At 42.3% G+C, this 19,170-nt stretch carries 15 protein-coding genes; 1 reads left to right on the top strand and 14 read right to left on the bottom strand.

From position 1 onward, the window contains the following. Positions 1–25: 25 nt before the first annotated feature. From ugd to RT197_RS00125, 4 genes are all read right to left on the bottom strand, one after another. Entirely contained in the window at positions 26–1,192 is a 1,167-nt protein-coding gene (gene ugd, locus RT197_RS00140; RefSeq protein ID WP_312946094.1) for a UDP-glucose 6-dehydrogenase, read from the bottom strand. Between the two features lie 262 nt (positions 1,193–1,454). Next, positions 1,455–2,861 (bottom strand): NADP-dependent phosphogluconate dehydrogenase, encoded by a 1,407-nt coding sequence (gene gndA, locus RT197_RS00135; protein WP_312946092.1) that lies wholly within the window; start codon positions 2,859–2,861, stop codon positions 1,455–1,457. Positions 2,862–3,269: 408 nt separating this feature from the next. Continuing rightward, positions 3,270–4,283 carry a UDP-glucose 4-epimerase GalE gene (galE, locus tag RT197_RS00130; protein WP_312946090.1) on the bottom strand — a complete coding sequence of 338 codons (1,014 nt, stop codon included), beginning with the start codon at positions 4,281–4,283 and terminating at the stop codon, positions 3,270–3,272. 69 nt (positions 4,284–4,352) lie between these two features. Beyond that, positions 4,353–5,474, bottom strand: coding sequence for a glycosyltransferase (locus RT197_RS00125; protein WP_312946089.1), 1,122 nt, complete (start codon positions 5,472–5,474; stop codon positions 4,353–4,355). Positions 5,475–5,679: 205 nt separating this feature from the next. Between RT197_RS00125 and RT197_RS00120 the strand changes: the two genes are divergently transcribed. Continuing rightward, entirely contained in the window at positions 5,680–6,645 is a 966-nt protein-coding gene (locus RT197_RS00120) for a right-handed parallel beta-helix repeat-containing protein (RefSeq protein ID WP_312946087.1), read from the top strand. A 313-nt stretch (positions 6,646–6,958) separates the two neighbouring features. Here the strand turns inward: RT197_RS00120 and RT197_RS00115 are convergent, their stop codons facing one another. The 10 genes from RT197_RS00115 to RT197_RS00070 all read right to left on the bottom strand — a co-directional run bounded on the left by RT197_RS00115 (position 6,959) and on the right by RT197_RS00070 (position 19,167). Continuing rightward, positions 6,959–7,915: a glycosyltransferase gene (locus tag RT197_RS00115; RefSeq protein WP_312946085.1), complete on the bottom strand. Its 957-nt coding sequence runs from the start codon at positions 7,913–7,915 to the stop codon at positions 6,959–6,961. Continuing rightward, positions 7,912–9,111 (bottom strand): hypothetical protein, encoded by a 1,200-nt coding sequence (locus RT197_RS00110; RefSeq protein WP_312946084.1) that lies wholly within the window; start codon positions 9,109–9,111, stop codon positions 7,912–7,914. The genes RT197_RS00115 and RT197_RS00110 overlap by 4 nt, the downstream gene beginning before the upstream one ends. Positions 9,112–9,120: 9 nt before the next feature. After that, the gene (locus RT197_RS00105) at positions 9,121–10,374 is read right to left on the bottom strand and encodes an oligosaccharide flippase family protein (protein WP_312946083.1); all 1,254 of its coding nucleotides are present in this window, start codon (positions 10,372–10,374) and stop codon (positions 9,121–9,123) included. Beyond that, positions 10,364–10,822: an acyltransferase gene (locus tag RT197_RS00100; protein WP_312946081.1), complete on the bottom strand. Its 459-nt coding sequence runs from the start codon at positions 10,820–10,822 to the stop codon at positions 10,364–10,366. Before RT197_RS00100 ends, RT197_RS00105 begins: the two co-directional genes overlap by 11 nt. Beyond that, positions 10,816–11,934 carry a glycosyltransferase family 4 protein gene (locus RT197_RS00095; protein ID WP_312946080.1) on the bottom strand — a complete coding sequence of 373 codons (1,119 nt, stop codon included), beginning with the start codon at positions 11,932–11,934 and terminating at the stop codon, positions 10,816–10,818. The genes RT197_RS00100 and RT197_RS00095 overlap by 7 nt, the downstream gene beginning before the upstream one ends. Before the next feature lie 755 nt (positions 11,935–12,689). Then, positions 12,690–13,586, bottom strand: coding sequence for a UTP--glucose-1-phosphate uridylyltransferase GalF (gene galF, locus RT197_RS00090; RefSeq protein ID WP_312946078.1), 897 nt, complete (start codon positions 13,584–13,586; stop codon positions 12,690–12,692). A gap of 146 nt (positions 13,587–13,732) precedes the next feature. Next, positions 13,733–15,139: a colanic acid biosynthesis protein WcaM gene (gene wcaM, locus RT197_RS00085; protein ID WP_312946076.1), complete on the bottom strand. Its 1,407-nt coding sequence runs from the start codon at positions 15,137–15,139 to the stop codon at positions 13,733–13,735. Positions 15,140–15,151: 12 nt separating this feature from the next. Continuing rightward, positions 15,152–16,372, bottom strand: coding sequence for a colanic acid biosynthesis glycosyltransferase WcaL (gene wcaL / locus RT197_RS00080; RefSeq protein WP_312946074.1), 1,221 nt, complete (start codon positions 16,370–16,372; stop codon positions 15,152–15,154). Next, on the bottom strand, positions 16,369–17,649 hold the full coding sequence (wcaK, locus tag RT197_RS00075; RefSeq protein ID WP_312946073.1) for a colanic acid biosynthesis pyruvyl transferase WcaK: 1,281 nt from the start codon (positions 17,647–17,649) through the stop codon (positions 16,369–16,371). The genes wcaL and wcaK overlap by 4 nt, the downstream gene beginning before the upstream one ends. A gap of 39 nt (positions 17,650–17,688) precedes the next feature. Then, positions 17,689–19,167, bottom strand: coding sequence for an MOP flippase family protein (locus RT197_RS00070; protein WP_312946072.1), 1,479 nt, complete (start codon positions 19,165–19,167; stop codon positions 17,689–17,691). Positions 19,168–19,170: the final 3 nt, after the last annotated feature.

Here is a 19,170-nt window from a genome sequence, read left to right as displayed (position 1 = left end):
GAATAAAGAAATAAATCAGTAAATATTAATCCCCACCGAACAAATCACGGGTATAAACTTTTTCCGCAACGTCTGACAACTCTTCAGCCATACGATTAGAGATAATTACATCAGCTTCTTGTTTGAAAGCGTCCAGATCCTTTATCACCCGTGAATGGAAAAATTCATTCTCATTCATCACCGGCTCGTAGACAATGACCTCCACACCTTTCGCCTTAATACGCTTCATAATTCCCTGAATGGACGACGCGCGGAAGTTGTCCGACCCACTTTTCATGATCAGCCGATAAACACCCACCACGGCAGGTTTCCTCGCCAGGATTGAATCAGCGATATAGTCCTTGCGCGTACGGTTAGCATCGACAATTGCGGAAATCAAATTATTTGGCACGCTCTCGTAATTCGCCAGCAGCTGCTTCGTATCTTTCGGCAGGCAGTAACCACCGTATCCAAACGAAGGGTTGTTATAATGGCTGCCGATACGTGGATCGAGGCATACCCCTTCGATAATCTGGCGCGTATTCAGTCCCAGACTTTCCGCATAGCTGTCCAGTTCGTTGAAGTAGGCCACGCGCATCGCCAGGTAGGTATTGGCGAAAAGTTTAATCGCTTCTGCTTCGGTAGAATCTGTAAACAGCACCGGCACATCTTTCTTAATGGCTCCTTCCTGCAACAGCGCCGCAAAACGCTCGGCGCGTTCGGAACGCTCTCCGATCACAATTCGTGAGGGGTGCAGGTTATCGTAAAGCGCCCGGCCCTCACGGAGGAACTCCGGGGAGAAAATGATATTGTCGACGTTGAGATCTTTTTTAATCGACTCGGTAAAGCCAACCGGAATTGTAGACTTAATAATCATCACTGCGGACGGATTGATTTCAACCACATCCCGAATAACGCTTTCTACCGACGTTGTATTGAAGTAGTTAGTTTTAGGATCGTAGTCCGTCGGCGTGGCAATAATGACATAATCTGCGTTGCGGTAAGCTTCATGCTTATCCGTTGTCGCACGAAAATTCAGATCTTTCTCAGCCAAGTATTGCTGGATCTCTTTATCAATAATGGGCGATTTTTTCTGATTTAACATCTCCACTTTGGCGGGAACGATATCCAATGCCACGACTTCATGATGTTGTGCAATCAAAATACCATTTGATAAACCAACGTAGCCTGTACCAGAAATTGTTATTTTCATTAGAGAGCAACTTATGTGAGTTTAAATGTGGAGGAGATGACTGTACAGCCACCACGATTACCTTCAGCTAAGAGCGTTTTTAACGCTTCGGCTTATAGCCTGTCAAGGCGGCTTTCGCTGAATGCGAGTGTCCCGATTATGATTGATACTGCGTTTTTTCTTAGAAACTCGACTAACAAGAGTGATGAATGAAGGAAGAGCAGCAAATAAAAAAGCCCGAACTTTGTTAGTCCGAGCTTTTACGTTTTCAACCTAAATCAGATTAATCCAGCCACTCTGTGTGGAACACGCCGTCTTTATCAGTGCGCTTGTAAGTGTGCGCACCGAAATAGTCACGCTGCGCCTGAATCAGGTTAGCAGGCAGCACGGCTGAGCGATAGCTGTCATAGTAGGCCACGGCGGCGGAGAAAGTAGGAACCGGAATACCGTTTTGTACCGCATAAGCCACGACATCGCGCAGCGCCTGCTGATAGTCGTCAGCAATCTGCTTAAAGTAAGGCGCTAACAGCAGGTTGGCGATACCGGCATTCTCTGCGTAAGCATCAGTAATCTTCTGCAGGAACTGCGCACGAATGATGCAACCCGCACGGAAGATCTTCGCGATTTCGCCGTAGTTCAGATCCCAACTATGCTCGTCGGAAGCCGCACGCAGCTGTGAGAAGCCCTGCGCATAAGAAACAATCTTGCCCAGATACAGAGCGCGACGCACTTTCTCAACAAATTCTGTTTTATCTGCCGCTGGTTTAGCCTGCGGGCCGCTTAACACTTTCGATGCCGCAACACGCTGTTCTTTCAGGGAGGAGATATAGCGGGCAAATACCGATTCAGTGATCAGCGATAATGGCTCACCGAGATCCAGCGAGCTCTGGCTGGTCCACTTACCGGTGCCTTTGTTAGCCGCTTCATCCAGAATCACATCAACCAGGTATTTACCTTCTTCATCTTTTTTAGTGAAGATATCTTTGGTGATGTCGATCAGATAGCTACTCAGCTCGCCTTCGTTCCATTCGGTGAAGATGCTCGCCAGTTCATCATTCGAAAGGTTCAGACCGCCCTTCAGCAATGCATAGGCTTCAGCAATAAGCTGCATATCGCCATATTCAATACCGTTATGTACCATCTTGACGTAATGGCCTGCGCCATCGGGACCGATATAAGTCACGCACGGCTCACCGTCTTCTGCGACAGCAGCAATTTTAGTCAGGATTGGCGCAACCAGCTCATAAGCGTCTTTCTGACCGCCAGGCATGATGGACGGCCCCTTCAGAGCGCCCTCTTCGCCACCGGACACGCCCGTGCCGATAAAGTTAAAACCTTCTTCTGAAAGCTCACGATTACGGCGAATGGTGTCCTGGAAGAAGGTATTGCCACCATCAATAATGATGTCGCCCTTATCCAGATACGGCTTCAGCGAATCAATGGCGCTGTCAGTACCTGCGCCCGCTTTCACCATTAACAGGATACGACGCGGCGTTTCAAGGGATTCAACAAACTCCTGCACCGTGTAGTAAGGAACCAGCTTCTTGCCTGGGTTCTCGGCAATGACCTCTTCGGTCTTTTCACGGGAGCGGTTGAATACGGAGACGGTATAACCTCGGCTCTCGATGTTGAGCGCCAGATTGCGCCCCATCACTGCCATACCGACGACGCCGATCTGTTGCTTGGACATTATGTACTCCTGTCAGGTGTGGTCATCACTTAATGAGTGATTTTCTCGTATAACGGACAGTCAGTGAATATATACCATTCCGTCTAATAATCACAGGCTTTATGATCGCCTAAGACTGAAAATTGACAAACTAATCTAAAGTTATAACACCTAGCTTTCATGGTGTTTTCAATAGCTGTTACTCAAAAAACGAATATATAAATTATTGGATCGTAAGCATTTGCGAAAAGACTTACAGTTATAATTCTATATCATAAAATTTCGACCAACCACAAAATGTCCTTTTTAGGCAGATTAAGTCGATTCTCAAAAGAATGTAAAGCAGCATCTACAAAGAACTTTACTCATTTTAGTAATTATTACACAAGCATTTGCTTCCATACAAAAACTACAATAAGTTATAAGATTTTATTTATATCCATTGGGATTATTTTTTTGCCAACGCCATGTATCATCCATCATTTCATCAATACCCCTACTAGCTACCCATCCAAGTTCTTTATGAGCAAGCGATGGATCTGACCAGCATTCAGCAATATCACCAGGGCGTCGTTCTTTAATATTATAACTGATATTTACTCCAGAACTTCTCTGAAATGCATTAATGATATCCAATACCGAATAGCCTATTCCCGTTCCAAGATTATATACTTTATAAGATGCTCCATGGTTTCTATGTTTTAAAGCTGCAAGATGACCATTCGCCAAATCCATAACATGAATATAATCTCTAACTCCTGTACCGTCTTTGGTTAGATAATCGCCCCCAAAAACAGAAAGATAATCAAGTTTCCCTATCGCCACCTGTGAAATATAAGGAATCAAGTTATTGGGTATTCCATTAGGGTCTTCTCCAATCATTCCAGAAGAGTGGGCACCGACCGGATTAAAATAACGCAACACGGTAATACGGAAATCATTATGTGCCTTAGAAAAGTCACTTAGAATATGCTCAACCATCAATTTAGAAGTGCCATAAGGATTCGTTGTACCACCAATTTTATTTGATTCTTCTAAAGGGATAGATTCAGGCTCACCGTAAACTGTAGCTGAAGAACTGAAAATTAGCCCTTTTATACCAGCATTATTCATTTCATCCAGTAAAACCAAGCTACCAGTCAAATTATTGTCATAATATTCCAGAGGTTTTATAACAGATTCGTTAACAGACTTAAGTCCTGCAAAATGAATTACATCTGTAATATCATTTTCATTGAAGATGTTTTTTAATAAACTGCGATCTCGGACATCACCATCATATACTCTAAAATCACGTTCAGATATAGCCCTGACACGCTGTAAAGCTATCGGTGATGAATTAATAAAATTATCCAACACTACAATTTCTTCACCACTTTCAAGTAACGACAGAACTGTATGCGAACCTATATATCCACTACCACCGGTAACGAGAATAGTCATGGCAACCTCTTTTTTCAACGCGTGTTTATAAGATTCCGAATCAAAAAAAATAAATAACATAATCATTCACTAACGAGTGATTAAATCTTCATATTTTCTTATAATTGCATCTACATTATAAATCATAGAGTTATTTTTTAACTCTGTAGAATTAAAATCATTATTTGAAATGATTTTTAAAATGGCAGTCTTTAATCCGCCAACATCACCAACATTAAAAAGTAGTCCATTATCACCTGAAACCACACCACCGATCGGAATACTTTTAAAAAATTGAGTGCAAATTAACTCTTTGGGGCCTGAAATGCAATTCGATGATATTACTGGAATACCTAATGATATGGATTCCACTAATATATTAGGGAACCCTTCGGTTTCTGAACATAATACACATGCAGTACACTCCTTAATATAAGGAAAAGGATTTGTCTTTGAACCAAGCATAGAAACTCTATTAGACACGTTTAATTCTTGTATCTTTATTTCCAATTTTTCCAAATCTGAATCAGACCCCGTACCTATTATCAATCCATGAATATTTTCAGGTAAGGTAGCTATAGCTTCCAAAAAATCTCCAATTCGCTTTAAGCCAATTACTCTACCCACCATACAGAAGTAATAATTTCCTTTTATAAATTCAAAATCAGAAATATCTTCCATCGCCAATGCATTTATTTTCTCAATCTCATGAGGATTATGTATTAGGACGCCATTGCGATTTTTAAAAATATTTTCATAATCCATAAGCATATCTTGTGAGATACAAACAACTTTAGTCGCTTGAGCATATAAAATTTTAACAAGGAGTCGAAGAAAGACATTCTTTAATCTACGAAAACTGGAGTGGTGAACACATATAACATTACCGCCTCGAATGGCTTTGACTATACAGAAAATTAAATTTGGGCGTATCATGTTACTTATTATAATATCATTTTTTGTAGTATATTTAAGAGCGAAACATATACAACTAAAAAAGTCCAATAGTTTGGAGGACTCTATTCTTTTTCTTTTCGCTATTACTGAAACACCAGGCTCAAGAGTATAATAACTTTTATCTTCAAAAGGTAAAATCGCGACATTATATTTCTCTGATAGCTTATTAGCGATATTAACAGAAACTCTTTCCGCACCTCCATTGGCAATGGATTCAGCAGATATAACGATACGTTCTATAATTTTATTTTGCATATATTACCAATAGTTAAGACATGAAAAAATTATTATCAGCAACATGAAATAAATCATTGAATATTTTCACGAATTTATTTTGACACACAAAAAATTAGCAAGTGAATAAAAATGAAATATAATTAAAAAAGCATCTCTATACTAAAAGATAGTAGAATGTTATTTTAGTATCTCCAAAAAATTTCGCCCCGAAGGAGTTTAACTTATGACAAAATCGATCCCTATATCTTGCCTTTTCATGATAGCTATCAGCACGTCTGGTTCACTCAAAGCTAGCGAAAATACCATAAAATGCGATGGACAAACAGATGATACAAAAGCAATTCAATATGTAGTCAATAATTATAAGAACGTTCTTATCCCAGAAGGAAAATGCATCGTAACAAAAAGTATAACGTTATCGAATAAAGTAAATATTTATAGTCTTTCAGCAAATAATACACAGATCATACAGACGGGTTCTCCTCCTGAAGCCAATAGTCTTTTTACTTTGACGGCAAATGCTTCAGGTTCAACAATAAAAAATATAACATTGCAAGGAATGTCGCTCACAAAGGAAATGACCGAGCACCAGCACTTAATAAAACTACTAGGTGTTTCTAACATCTCATTGGAAAGAATTATATTTAAAGAATTTCGTGGCGATGGCATTTACATTGGAAAAAAGGATAACGCTATTAATGAAAATATATCAATAACACAAAATACTTTTGATGGTGTAAACCATAATAACAGAAATGCAATTAGTATTATTTCCGGAAAAAGTATTAAAATCATCGACAACAAATTTATCAATACAACAAAAGAAAATATGCCTGGTGCGATTGATCTGGAGCCAAATGATCACAAAGACAAAATTGAGGATATTATCATTACAAAAAACAATTTTTATAATATAGGAGGCTATTCAGCCATATCAATATATTTTTCGAAGAAAGCTTCTGTAACTCCATCTAACTATACTATTACGCAAAATAATATTGAAGTCCAGGGAAATACTAAGAGCATTGCTTTCAGAGACATCAGAAAATTAAAAACTCCGCAAGAATGGGATAAATTATCGATATATGATAACAACTTATCATCTCAAAATAATGATAGCATTCACATCTCTGGAATAAAATACAGTAAGTTAAACGTCAATCTTCAATCAGGTAATGATAAGCGTTAGATATAATGTATAGATAACAAGATGTAGCATATAAAAGTGGTCGATTCATCGATCACTTTTATATTTAGAAAATATAAATTTAACTAACTAAACACTTATAAATTCTACCTATCATCCCTCAAAGTCCTATGGTGCTCGATTTTAATTACTTAGCAGAACAACATATTTATATATATGCACGAACTGTAAGAAGAGGCTCTTAAACTCACCATATTTCATTAGTATTTACTCTGCAAGCAACAAAATCGGCATATCATTCATTTCGAGCATGTGTTATGGAATAAGTAAAGCTATTACGTTTTGGAATACACCTTTAACTATTATTACTATTTAACCTTAAAATAACTTTAGACGCCACTGCCTTGTACACGAATATAAACTGTTCATATGAAATAATAATAGATAAAAATAAGTAAATTGAAGCTAAAATTCCATTTCCCTTTTTCCTTAAAAAAGAAGATTTTTTTATCAATCGATTAGATATATTATGCAAATATTCAAGCGTTCGACTTACTCTGATAGCTTTCATCATCGATTTATTAGTAAATCCATCAACACCATTATTATTGAATCTTTTTTTAGATAATTTATGCGCAAATCTCTGGCAACGACGCTGTATAAGTGATTTTTTTACTGAAATAGAGTTATCATTTATCCTATATTTTAATACAACATCACTCACATTACTAATTTTCACCCCTTTGTCTAAAGCTCGTAATATAAAATCTAAATCTTGTGCTGCTGGAAACGCTCTATATCCATTAATAAGATCATATACTTCACGTTTTAATAGCCATGTCGGGTGAAAGCAAATTGTTCTATATTTAACCAATTTTTTTAATAAAGAAAGATCACTTGGTAATCGGCTGAAACTTATGGGTTCTTCTTGATCATTAATTAGCTCTATAGCTCCGCCTACCATGTCATAATCATATTTCTGAAGATAATCAAACTGACATTTTAGACGGCCTGGTAAACTAATATCATCAGCATCCATTCGAGCCAAATAAGACCCATTGGCCATAGATGCAGCTCGATTCAGGCTATCTGCCAGTCCAATATTTTTTTCATTTATTTTTATTAAAACATTATTATGTCTTTCTACAGCCACCTTAATATGAGAAATATCTCTATTTGGATTATCAATTATAATGATTAATTCATAGTTTTCATAATCTTGAGTCAAGATAGAATTAACTGCCTTTATAACCCACTCATCCTTTTCATTATAAACTGACATTAATACTGATATTTTATTATTACTCTTCATTTATGATCTCTGGAGTTCACATGAGTTACTGATACACTGATAATAAATAATAGCATTGTTATGTCACCTATAACTCGAGAGAAGAAATAAAACCCTTTAAAATTAGATACGAATACACCCATAAATATTATAGATACTATGAGCTTATTAAGATATTCACCTCTAAGACTTTTAACCGTAGAACGCCAGATAAAAAGGTAGGAAAACACATAAATCAACATGGCAATGAATCCATTGTTCCATGTAATTCTAAAGAAACTCACATCCGTATTAACGATATTTTTTTCAGAAGGAATAGAATTACCAAAAATAAATGTTTTAAAATCCGTTGGGAATACATAATGATTTGTTAATAAGTCGTTTGTAGAGTAATCATTGGCATCCCCAGTTGTAACGTAATTAATTACATTAGCAAACATTTTATCTCGTGTTTTAGCTATAACGTCATTGGTTGAGTTAGAAATATATATTAGCGCAACCAGGAAAAGAGTAGTAAATAAAGCGAAGGAACCTATTTTCCCCTTTTTAAAAACAAGGATTAAAATGTATGCCATTGTTCCTAAGAAAAATAGCATCATTGCAGTACGTGCAGTAACAAAACAAGTCAAACCAATAAAAAGGTACAAAGCAAGATACTTATAGCTATTCGACTTTAAATAAAAGTGAAAACAAATCATTGCTCCACAAAAAGAAAGTAGTCCAGCTACAGGAAAGCCAGACATCATACCGGCTTTACGATATGGAGTAATAACAGACTCACTGAAATTAGGATTTTGCAAAAACGTACTGCTTACACCAATAAATGAACCATAATACTGAATGTATATCACAACAGCATTTATCAAAGCTGCAAGGACTATCGCTTTTAATATATTATCAGTTGTTAATTTCCTTTGATTAAAAATAAAATAATATATCATCAAAATCAATATTATTCTTATTGGTTTAAATAAAAACTGCTCATCAAAATCATAGGCGCCATTAATGAAGAAAGATAATATGGCTAAAAAGAAAAGGAGAAACATAAAAAAAGATGCTACGACTATTCTTTTATCTAAAGCCGTATTCGGTCTATAAGAACCTAGAGCTGAACTTAGTGCTAAACCCACATGTACAAGCATAGCAAGTATAGAAAGATCAAATAACCCAATTTTAGGTGAAACAATAAATAGTGAAATTAATATTTTATCTATCATTATAAATACCTAATTTAATTTAAAAGCTTTTATATATAGAAAAAATGCAAATGAAAAAATGATCATCGATGGTAAAAATGACATTATCGATATATACACTATAGATAATGATAGATAGTATATGATACTCAACCCCAGTAAAAGCACAATTAATGATATAGACACGAAATATTTTATAAATCGAGTTTGGTTTAAAATAATCATGTTATGTGTTATATACAAATTCATGGCATTGAAAACTAATGATAAGCCAATAAATATATACATATAATCTATATCTTTATCTTTTATTGGAGTGCTCCCTACAAAGAAATCTATAACATAGGGCTTGATAATTAGTGAAACAGCATATCCCCCCAGGCTGATTCCTAAAAATAAAAATAAAAACTTTATACTTTTAGCTCTAAAAAAAGAAAAACTCTCCTTATAACTTTTACTTAAGTAAGGATAAATAGCGCTATTGATTGGCTCAAAGAATCTATATGCAGCAGAAAATAATCTTTGAATTACATTAAATACTGCAACCATATCGGATGTGTTTGTTATAGCAATAAAGTTTGTAAGTATTGGTAGAAACAAACCACTCATACACCTATAAGAATAGATTTGCCATCCACCAATGAGAATTGATTTTGAGTTGGTTTTAAAATTTAGTTTTTGGAATTGTTTTTTTATCTTTAATAGATTGTTTTGTTTAATAATATGAACATATAAATTCAAACTTATCACGAAATACGTAGCTGAGTGCAATAATGCATAAACGAAAATATCGTTTTTGTCTTTCACTAACAAAACAACTAAAATCGCAGATAACGTTCGCCAGACTAAGCTTATTATGGCATAAAAGCGTAATTTTTGTAGTCCTTGATAGTAACATAGTGGCGAAAAAGCATCACCTATCAATGCTATACTCATGATCATACATATAATTAAATACTGCCCGCTGTAATATAGTCCGATAAAGAAAATAATTGCAATAGCTATTGCCAGCAAAAAACATTTAGTATATATAACATTTCGTAAAATAAATAAGGGCTTATATTTATTTCTTGTTGTTGCTATTAGTTTTGTTGCATGTACATTAACGCCAAAGTCAGTTAATGTTAATAAAAAATTTAGCGATACTAAACATGTTGCAAAAACGCCATAACCATCACTACCTAAGACTCTAATTAAAAAAGGTATCAATAATATTGGTATGAATACATCGAAAAATTTAACAAAAGTTAATGAAAAAATATTAGATAATAATTTATTGTTCATTAAACTTTCTCAACAGTCTTGCAGGAGAACCTACATAAATACCGCTTACATTAATATCTTTTGTAATAACACTGCCAGCGCCTATTACCACATTATCTATAATTTTAACTCCAGGTAGGAGTATAGCTCCAGCACCAACTTGAACATTTGAGCCAATTTTTATTTCACCAAAATAATGATCTGCTGGTAGCCCATTTTTCACATCAAGGCTAGTTGAAAGCAATTTAGCACCCGCAGATATTGATACATTTCTACCGACTGAAATTTTCCCACTAGCATTTATATAACAGCCATGATTTAAGGATAAACCACTTTCAAAGAAAAAATTGACAGGATCAATAATATTGAAATCCCCATAAATACTGTATGCATCGCGCTTAATTGATGGGTAGAGCAGAAAAAATCTAACTCTGTGATACTTTAATATTATTTTTTCGAAAATCAGCATAATGTTTCTCTTATTTTTTCTATATATGCTTGTAAAACTATTTCTTCACTAAATTCTTTTTCCATTTTCCTCCTTCCCATTTGTCCCATTTGAATACGAACATTGTAAGGAGATAGTATAGTCTTCTGAACAACGTTATAAAGTGATTCTGAATCTTTAGGTTCACATAGATACCCATTTACTCCGTCATCTACCGTATCCCTACAACCTACATTATTACTTGTAATAATTATTTTACCTAAGGCACCAGCTTCTAATAAAGATTTTGGAACCCCCTCTCGGTAATATGAAGGTAAAACAATAGCATCCATGTCCTGAAGGATACTCTCAACTGAATCAGTCACACCTAAATAATCAACAATACCTTCACTGGTCCAAATATTAATTTGTTCAACAGAAATACCATGTGGATTTCCGTCATCAATAGCCCCTAACAAGAAAAATTTGGCGTTAGGGTAATCTTCTTTTATTTTACGAGCAACGTCGATGTAATATTGTACTCCCTTTTCCCATAACATCCTTGCAACCAGGATAAACTTAATATATCCGTCATCTTCTCTGACTTTTAGACTGAATTTTTTTAGATCAACACCAGATCCTGGAATCCTGGAAGCTTTAAATTTGGAAATTATTTTATTCTTCACGAATAATTCCAAGTCATCGTTATTTTGGAAAAAAACGTGATCTGCAAAATGTTGTGACACTTTATATAGATATTTAATTAAAAAAGATGTTTTCTTTCCATTAAAAAATGCGCTACCTAACCCAGAAATATTATTTATAACTCTGGCTTTCGATATGGGAGCAGCAAGCGTACTGTAGATATTTGCTTTAGGTGTAAAATTTAGAATAACGTCAGGATTCAACTTTCTATATATTTTTAAGTATTCAAAAACACTTTGTATTTCACGAAATGGATTCTTACTTTTCCTGGCCATTTTGATGTTAATAACAGCACAACCTAGCTTCTCGAGCTTAAGGCTATACTCTCCCATTGGACATAGTATAAAAACATCATATCCCTGAGACAGAAGCTCCAAAATTGTGTTTTTACGAAAATTATAAATATACCAATCCGAGTTGGCAGATAGCACTATTTTATTTTTCACCACAATTAATTATCCCAGAATAGTAAAAATATCACCTTTCAACTTATTGTCCCTGGGGACAGTTAGTTAATTTTTAAATTACCTGTGTATTCATATACATTTTAGTTTTAAATATATTAATCATTCAATAAAAAGCTAAAGAGCTATAGAATTTTTAAAGTATATATGGATGCATTTAAACTCTTTGCTTTAAGATCTGCTAACTCTTCATTAGTATTGCATATGGATGGTTGTACACACTTTCCAGTATGGAGACAGCTATTCTAGCTCATCGCCTTGATTAATAAATAGATAGTTTTTTTATGTCCCCTTTGTAGCTTACTGAAAGTAGCTACAACCAACTAGTTTTGACTCTCGGCCCCGCTAATTTCTTCCCAAAATTATTTAAAGCTTCTTTTTTGAATATACTTCCTGTTTCCAATTTATATTGAGCACATACGCTACCGCCCCTGGCTCAACAGCTACCAGTCCACTGTAACCTCACCCGCGCGTATGCAGCGCGCGCCGCTTCCCGGCACGCAACAGGCACACTAAATCCTTCATCAACATCTGCTTCAATGTTATATGAATTTACATTTGAGACAAGAAAATTCTTAATCTACATAATAAAAAATATGTCTAAGCCTACCATTTTTAGTTATTGATTGATAAAGCAAAAACAAAACGGCAGTGAAATCATGATGTGAGTAAATTCTCAAACATCATAATTTCACTGCCGTCGTTGGTCTGGATTACCCTCGGGCTGTCAGGGGTATTAGTTATCCTGCATTAAGCAACTTTTTAATGCTGTCACGGAATTTCGCACCTTCTTTCAGGTTGCGAAGACCGTAATTAACAAATGCCTTCATGTAGCCCATTTTTTTACCGCAGTCGTAGCTGTCGCCGGTCATCAGCATCGCATCAACGGACTGTTTCTTAGCGAGTTGCGCGATGGCGTCGGTCAGTTGAATACGCCCCCAGGCACCGGCTTCGGTATGTTCCAGTTCTGGCCAGATATCGGCTGAAAGAACATAGCGGCCAACGGCCATCAGATCGGATTCCAGCGTCTGCGGCTGATCGGGTTTTTCAATAAACTCAACGATGCGGCTTACATTACCTTCATTATCCAGCGGCTCTTTGGTCTGAATGACGGAATATTCAGACAGATCGCCTTCCATACGTTTTGCAAGAACCTGGCTACGGCCCGTTTCTTTAAAACGTGCCACCATAGCGGCCAGGTTATAACGCAGCGGGTCGGCGCTGGCGTTATCCAGGATAATATCCGGCAGCACGACGACGAAAGGATTATCGCCGATAATCGGTTGAGCGCAAAGAATCGAATGGCCGAGGCCAAGTGGCTGAGCCTGACGCACGTTCATAATGGTCACGCCCGGAGGGCAGATGGACTGTACTTCCGCCAGCAGCTGACGCTTAACGCGCTGCTCCAGCAAAGCTTCCAGTTCATAGGACGTGTCAAAGTGGTTTTCAACGGCGTTTTTGGAAGAGTGAGTGACCAGAACGATCTCTTTGATCCCTGCAGCAACAATCTCGTCGACGATGTACTGAATCATAGGTTTGTCGACAATCGGCAGCATTTCTTTAGGAATGGCCTTAGTAGCAGGCAACATGTGCATCCCCAGACCCGCTACCGGTATAACCGCTTTCAAATTAATCATTATTTCTTCCACCTATAAATGATTTGTGAATTATAGACTCTAAAAATGTTTTATCCAGCCAGTTTTAAGATGATACGCCTTACGACAGATGAATACCCTGGACAAATTCCTAAGCGAGCCGGTCTGCCTCCAGGAATAATCGCAAATCACCGCCCCGGCAGCTTAAAGTTCAACCCTTCCACCCGCGCTACATGCTGATCCACCCGGTCAATATCCACCGAGCTTTCCCCTTTCTCATTGACAGCCTTGATGTTCGCCAGTGAAAGGAGCGTGTCGTCGCGGGCCATAAATTTGCCGCGCACATCTTTGCGCAGATCGAAGTTCAGCTTTAACGCCGGGCCGCGCCGGGCTTCCTGCATCACGCTGATATTGCGCATAAAAAGATGCTGCGGTTTGTTGTGAAACTCCAGCGAGGCGCGCCGGGTGGTGAGGTTAGTGATGGAGACAAACGAGGTGGCATTGCCGGAGGAGATCTGGATGCCGCGCAGCTTCCACGGCAGGTCGCCGTTATTAATGTGGATGTTATTAAGGCGGAAGTTCTGCGGGATGGAGAGATAGTTGCCCTTTATTACGCCGTAGCCGATAAGCATTCCGGCGCTATTTTGCATATCGATATTATCAATAATGAAATTATCACAGCCATAAATTGCTACCGTCGCATTATCAATTCCGGCGTTTTTACTGTATTCCGGGGTGATATCGCGGGCTTTAACGTTGCGGATGACAAAGTGTTTGCCGTTCTCGACGTGAACTAACTGGCGGCAATGGCTGCCAGTGATATTGGCGACAACGAAATTTTTCACCGCCTGGTCTTCCGGGTAGCTGTTGTCATAGGTGCTGCCCGCCAGCCCGATGCCAATTCCCCAGTTAATTTTGCCGTTGGTGCAGTCGATATGTTCAATCACATGATCGGAGATGAGAATGTCGTGGTCGTTGATCGCCACGTTCCATTCGATGGCGTCGCCCTGAAGGTGGCTAAAGTGGCTGTGAGTGATCCGCGCGTGGGTGACGGTGTCGTGATAACCCTGCCGCAGGATGCCGTAGTTGGCTTTGGTGATAGTGATGTTATCAATGGTGAGGTTACGCATAATGCGCGGTTTTTTACTGCCGATCATAATCTGCGTGACCGGGCCGTAGCCGCTCATGGTGACGCCCGCGATCGCGCAGTCCGATCCGCGCACGTCAAGCATAACGTTATACAGGCTGCTGCCCGGCTCGCCGATGATTTTACAGCCGTCCTGAAGGGCGAATCGTCCGCGCCCGTTGCCTTTTAACACTCCGCGCAGATGCAGGGTTTTACCCGGCGGCATCAGAATGCTGGCGTTGATGTTCTCGCAGACCAGTCCCGCGGGCACTTCGACGGTCTGCCCTGCGGCGAAAGCCAGCTTAAACGCGCGGATCCAGTCATTGCCGGTATTGAAATCGCGGACATCGACCGTTTTTTTGGTGTCAACGGCCCTGACCAGTGGGCTGTGAAGCAGAGGCAGTGCGGCAAGCGCAGTGCCCGCCGAAAGAAAATGACGTCGGGAGAGTTCCTGCGGATGTTTACCCATAAAACCTCTGTATTAAAGCGATTGCAGCAGGCTGGCGAGCCGTTGATTAATCACCTGCTGGTTGAATTCAGTTTCGACTTTCTGGCGGGCGCGGTTAAGCACTGGCAGCAGCGCTTCGCCGTTGAGCGTTTTGAAGGCGGCCAGCCGTGCGGCAAGCGCGGTAGCGTCGTTCTCGGCCACCAGCCAGCCGGACTCGCCGCTGTCGATCAGTTCCGGGATGCCGCTGTGAACGGTGGAAACAACCGGAATCCCCACCGCCATCGCTTCCATCAGCGCCACCGGGATGCCCTCCATGTCGCCGTCGCTGCCGGTGATCGACGGCAGTAAAAACACGTCGGCCTCATCCAGCATGACTTTCACTTCATGACCGGGACGAAAACCGCACAGCTCCACCACGTCTTCCAGTTGATGCTGTTCGATCAGCGCGCGCAGTCGGCGCTCCCACGGACCGGGGCCAAGAATGCGGTAGCGAAAATTAACCCCCTGCGCCCTGAGCAGTCGGCAGGCGTCAATGGCGACGTGCAGCCCTTTTTTCTCGGTCAGTCGCGCCACGGAAATAATATTGAGCGTCTCGCCCGGCGCTCTGAGCGGGCGACGGGAAAAGCGCTGCATATCCACGCCCATCCGCGACACCTGAACTTTTTCCGGCGGGCAGCCCATGGTGCGCAGGCGCTGCGCCCATAATTCGCTGATCGGCAGCATCACATCGCCGGAGCGAAATAGCTGGCGATATTGCGGGGTGTAGCGTGCCAGTACGTCGCGGCTTGAGATGTCGATGCCGTGAAATACGGTGGCAATTTTACCGTCGATCACTCCCAGCTCGCGTAACCGGCTGGCAGTCACCCCCGCCGGGCCAAAGTGCGCGATATACACATCGGCATGTAAGCCGCGCGGCGCGGTGGCACAGATCGCAGGCAGGATCAGGTTGCGCGCCTCATCGCCATAGCGCCGCAGGTTCAGCGCCCGCCAGGTGGCGGGCCGGTAAACGCCTTTTACCGTGCGCCAGGCGCGGTGGCGCAGTTTTGCCAGCCTGCCCTGCGGCTCGTCCTGCAACCAGCGGGTTTTCTCCGCCAGCCGGTATTCATGAAAAGCGGGATGGGTGTTCTGTAAATCCCCCTTTTGCAGCGCGACGATCTCCACCTCATATCCCATATCGATAAACGCGACGATCTGATTCAGTACGAAAGTCTCGGACGACAGCGGAAATTTCAGCAGAAAGAAGCCGACCTTCATTGTGCCCCCCGGATCCGTGCCAGCACCGATTCGATCATCGCGAAGCCTTTTTCCCGCTCGCGGGCGACGGCATGTTCTACTTTTTCGCCGAGCGCGGGGAGCTGAGCGAGGATGTCCGCGACTACGCCTTTCATCGACCCGTCAAGCAGATGGCGGATATCAATCGCCATTTCCGGCATCCCCAGTTGCTGCATGATCCCGGCAGATTTGTGTTCGTAGTTGATGGCGATGGCAGGCGTGCCAAAGTTCATGGAAATGATCGCCGAGTGCAGGCGCGTGCCGATGGTCAGGTCGCATTCCGCGAGGATCTTACCCAGCTCCACGTCGTTGAGTTCGTCCATCGCGATGTGCAGTTGCTCAGGATGTTTCACATACTGCGCCATGCGCAGCGCCACCATCCGGTCGTCGCGGTTATAGCGGTCGATACTGGTACAGGTTGAGAGCACCAGCACCTGATAACCGTCTTCCATCAGGCGGTCAACCACTTCGGCAAACGCCTGTTCATAAGCCTGCTGGGTGGTGCCGAGACGCTTGTCGAAAGGCTCCAGTTCGCGCAGGGTAATGGCGACGGTTTTTTGCTGGCGCACGATGTCCAGCCAGTGCTGAACGGCATAACCAGGGGTGAAGGTGTCAGTGCGACGATCCACCAGCCAGGCGGTATCCACGCCCTGCTCCACTTTGCGGGTATCAATCGAACTTTTTTCCATCAAATCACGGCTGACGGTTTCGCGTAAGATCAGCGCATCGGTGCGGGCGAAAACGTAGTTCGCCAGTTGGTTAAAGTCCGGGTTCTGGAACGGACCGACGCTGTGACCGACCATATAAATCGGCTTTTTCGCCATAAACGCGCAGAACGGATATTCGAAATGGGTCAGACCGTAGAGGTCAACATAGTTAGAGCCGCCGACCTGGATAATGGCGTCGTATTTTTCCATAAAGCGCGCAAAGTCGTCGAATTCCGGCGCGAGGCGGAAATTACGCAACTGGCCTTCGCCGGTCGCTTTTGCCAGCAGCACCTTGTGCTGATAGCGGCGACGAAGGATCTTTTTGACCCGCCCGCTCATGCCCGGCGCGGCCTGCTGTTTCTGGCTTAGCTGGTACAAAGGATCGGCCAGAATCGTCCGGCCCTGGAGCCACGACGAGCTGATCGGAAAACGGCTCATCACATCCAGATCCGCATCCGGCTGTTGATGATAAATCGCATCAATCAGGCCACGCATAATGGCGCTGTCACCACGGTTTCCACAGGTGTGATTACCCAAAATTAATAATTTCATTCTCGCCTCTGAAAGGGGTTGTCAGTCGTTATTTATTGATTAATGCGCCCGCAGCAGGGTTTTTACTCTCTCGCTGCGGCAAAACGGTTTTTTCATTTCCACCACCAGGCTGTTGCGTGAAAGCACCAGCACCAGCGCAAAACTCATCACCCCAATGGCGACCTGCGCGGCGAACAGCAGCGGCAGAGAGAGCCGCCCGCTCAGCAATTCACCGAGGCCATAGCTGGTAACGAGCGTCGGCAGCGATAAACGCAGCGGCAGCCACAGGCTTTGCAGATACTGGCGATAGCTCGGCCCAACCACCGGTTTAATCATCACGAAATAGCTCAGGATGGTGTTGAGGATCTGCACCAGCAAAAAGCCCAGCGTCACGCCGATAACGCCCGCCAGATGACCGCCGATCAGGATCGCCGGGATAAACAGGAAGGTTTTAAAGACGTTGAATTTAAAGCTGAGATCGACCCGCGCCCGCGCCATCAGCAGTGAGCCAATGGGGTTGCCCACCGAGCGCAGCAGGCCGACGATGCACAGCAGTTGCAGCACCGGCACGATGCCCACCCACTTCTCACCAAACACCAGCAGGACGAAGTTTTCAGAAACCACCATCAGCCCCAGCAGCGCCGGGAAGTTGATGATCCCCACGACCGACAGCAGTTTGTAGAAGTTGACGCGCAGCTTTGCGGTGTCGTCCTGAATTTTGGCAAACGCCGGGAACAGCACGCGGGTGATGATCGGGTTGAGTTTCATCGGCGGTACCACCGCGACGTTCCACGCGAGGTTATAGCCGCCCGCCGCGCTGGCCCCCAGAATGCGCGCCAGCGCCAGGGTGGACAGGTTAGTATTGACGTAGTTGATGATGCTGTCCGCCGTCAGCCACGCGCCAAAGCGCAGATTCGGCGCGACCGAGCGCAGCGAAAAATGCAGGCCAGGGCGATAAATTTTGCGCCCGAACCAGCCGAACAGCAGAGTGCGCACCAGGCTGTTCACCAGATAACCCAGAATGGCGGTCATGGCGAGTGGCCAGTACTGCGCGCTGATCACCGTGAAGGTAAATCCCGCCAGTACCGAGAGCGTCTCAATCGAGCCGATCTTGTTAAACTCCAGCTCTTTTTGCATCAGGGCGCGAAACTGCTGGCCGTGCGGCGTCACGACAAAAGCCAGCGACAGCGTTTTGATCAGCGGCGCTAAATCCGGGTTGTGCAACGCCCCGGCAATCACGTCACTGAGCAAAAAGACGCTGATGAACACGCCGATCCCCAGCATCACGTTCAGCCAGTAAAGCGTGGTCAGTTCGCGATAATCGATCGCTTTACGCTGGATAATCGAGTTGGCAATACCAAAATCGGAAAGCGTATCGGCGAGCGCGATGATCACCAGCGATACCGTCAGCAAACCAAACTGGTGATTGTCGAAAATACGCGCCAGCACCGTCATCTGAATCAGCCCCAGCCCGATGATAATCACCGTAGCCAGCGCCGACCATTTTGCGCCGCTGAGGGTTTTTTGCCGTAAGCTCATCAA

The organism is Superficieibacter sp., assembly GCF_032071645.1.
In the GTDB taxonomy this organism is placed as follows: Bacteria; Pseudomonadota; Gammaproteobacteria; order Enterobacterales; family Enterobacteriaceae; genus Superficieibacter.
The sequence above is the reverse complement of the archived record's forward strand: the minus strand, read 5'-3'. Positions and strand labels throughout refer to the sequence as shown.

Excerpts from the sequence above, each read along its gene's own strand:
- ugd (WP_312946094.1), bottom strand. The coding sequence starts at position 1,192 with ATGAAAATAACAATTTCTGGTACAGGCTACGTTGGTTTATCAAATGGT.
- gndA (WP_312946092.1), bottom strand. The coding sequence starts at position 2,861 with ATGTCCAAGCAACAGATCGGCGTCGTCGGTATGGCAGTGATGGGGCGC.
- galE (WP_312946090.1), bottom strand. The coding sequence starts at position 4,283 with ATGACTATTCTCGTTACCGGTGGTAGTGGATATATAGGTTCGCATACA.
- RT197_RS00125 (WP_312946089.1), bottom strand. The coding sequence starts at position 5,474 with ATGCAAAATAAAATTATAGAACGTATCGTTATATCTGCTGAATCCATT.
- RT197_RS00120 (WP_312946087.1), top strand. The coding sequence starts at position 5,680 with ATGACAAAATCGATCCCTATATCTTGCCTTTTCATGATAGCTATCAGC.
- RT197_RS00115 (WP_312946085.1), bottom strand. The coding sequence starts at position 7,915 with ATGAAGAGTAATAATAAAATATCAGTATTAATGTCAGTTTATAATGAA.
- RT197_RS00110 (WP_312946084.1), bottom strand. The coding sequence starts at position 9,111 with ATGATAGATAAAATATTAATTTCACTATTTATTGTTTCACCTAAAATT.
- RT197_RS00105 (WP_312946083.1), bottom strand. The coding sequence starts at position 10,374 with ATGAACAATAAATTATTATCTAATATTTTTTCATTAACTTTTGTTAAA.
- RT197_RS00100 (WP_312946081.1), bottom strand. The coding sequence starts at position 10,822 with ATGCTGATTTTCGAAAAAATAATATTAAAGTATCACAGAGTTAGATTT.
- galF (WP_312946078.1), bottom strand. The coding sequence starts at position 13,586 with ATGATTAATTTGAAAGCGGTTATACCGGTAGCGGGTCTGGGGATGCAC.
- wcaM (WP_312946076.1), bottom strand. The coding sequence starts at position 15,139 with ATGGGTAAACATCCGCAGGAACTCTCCCGACGTCATTTTCTTTCGGCG.
- wcaL (WP_312946074.1), bottom strand. The coding sequence starts at position 16,372 with ATGAAGGTCGGCTTCTTTCTGCTGAAATTTCCGCTGTCGTCCGAGACT.
- wcaK (WP_312946073.1), bottom strand. The coding sequence starts at position 17,649 with ATGAAATTATTAATTTTGGGTAATCACACCTGTGGAAACCGTGGTGAC.
- RT197_RS00070 (WP_312946072.1), bottom strand. The coding sequence starts at position 19,167 with ATGAGCTTACGGCAAAAAACCCTCAGCGGCGCAAAATGGTCGGCGCTG.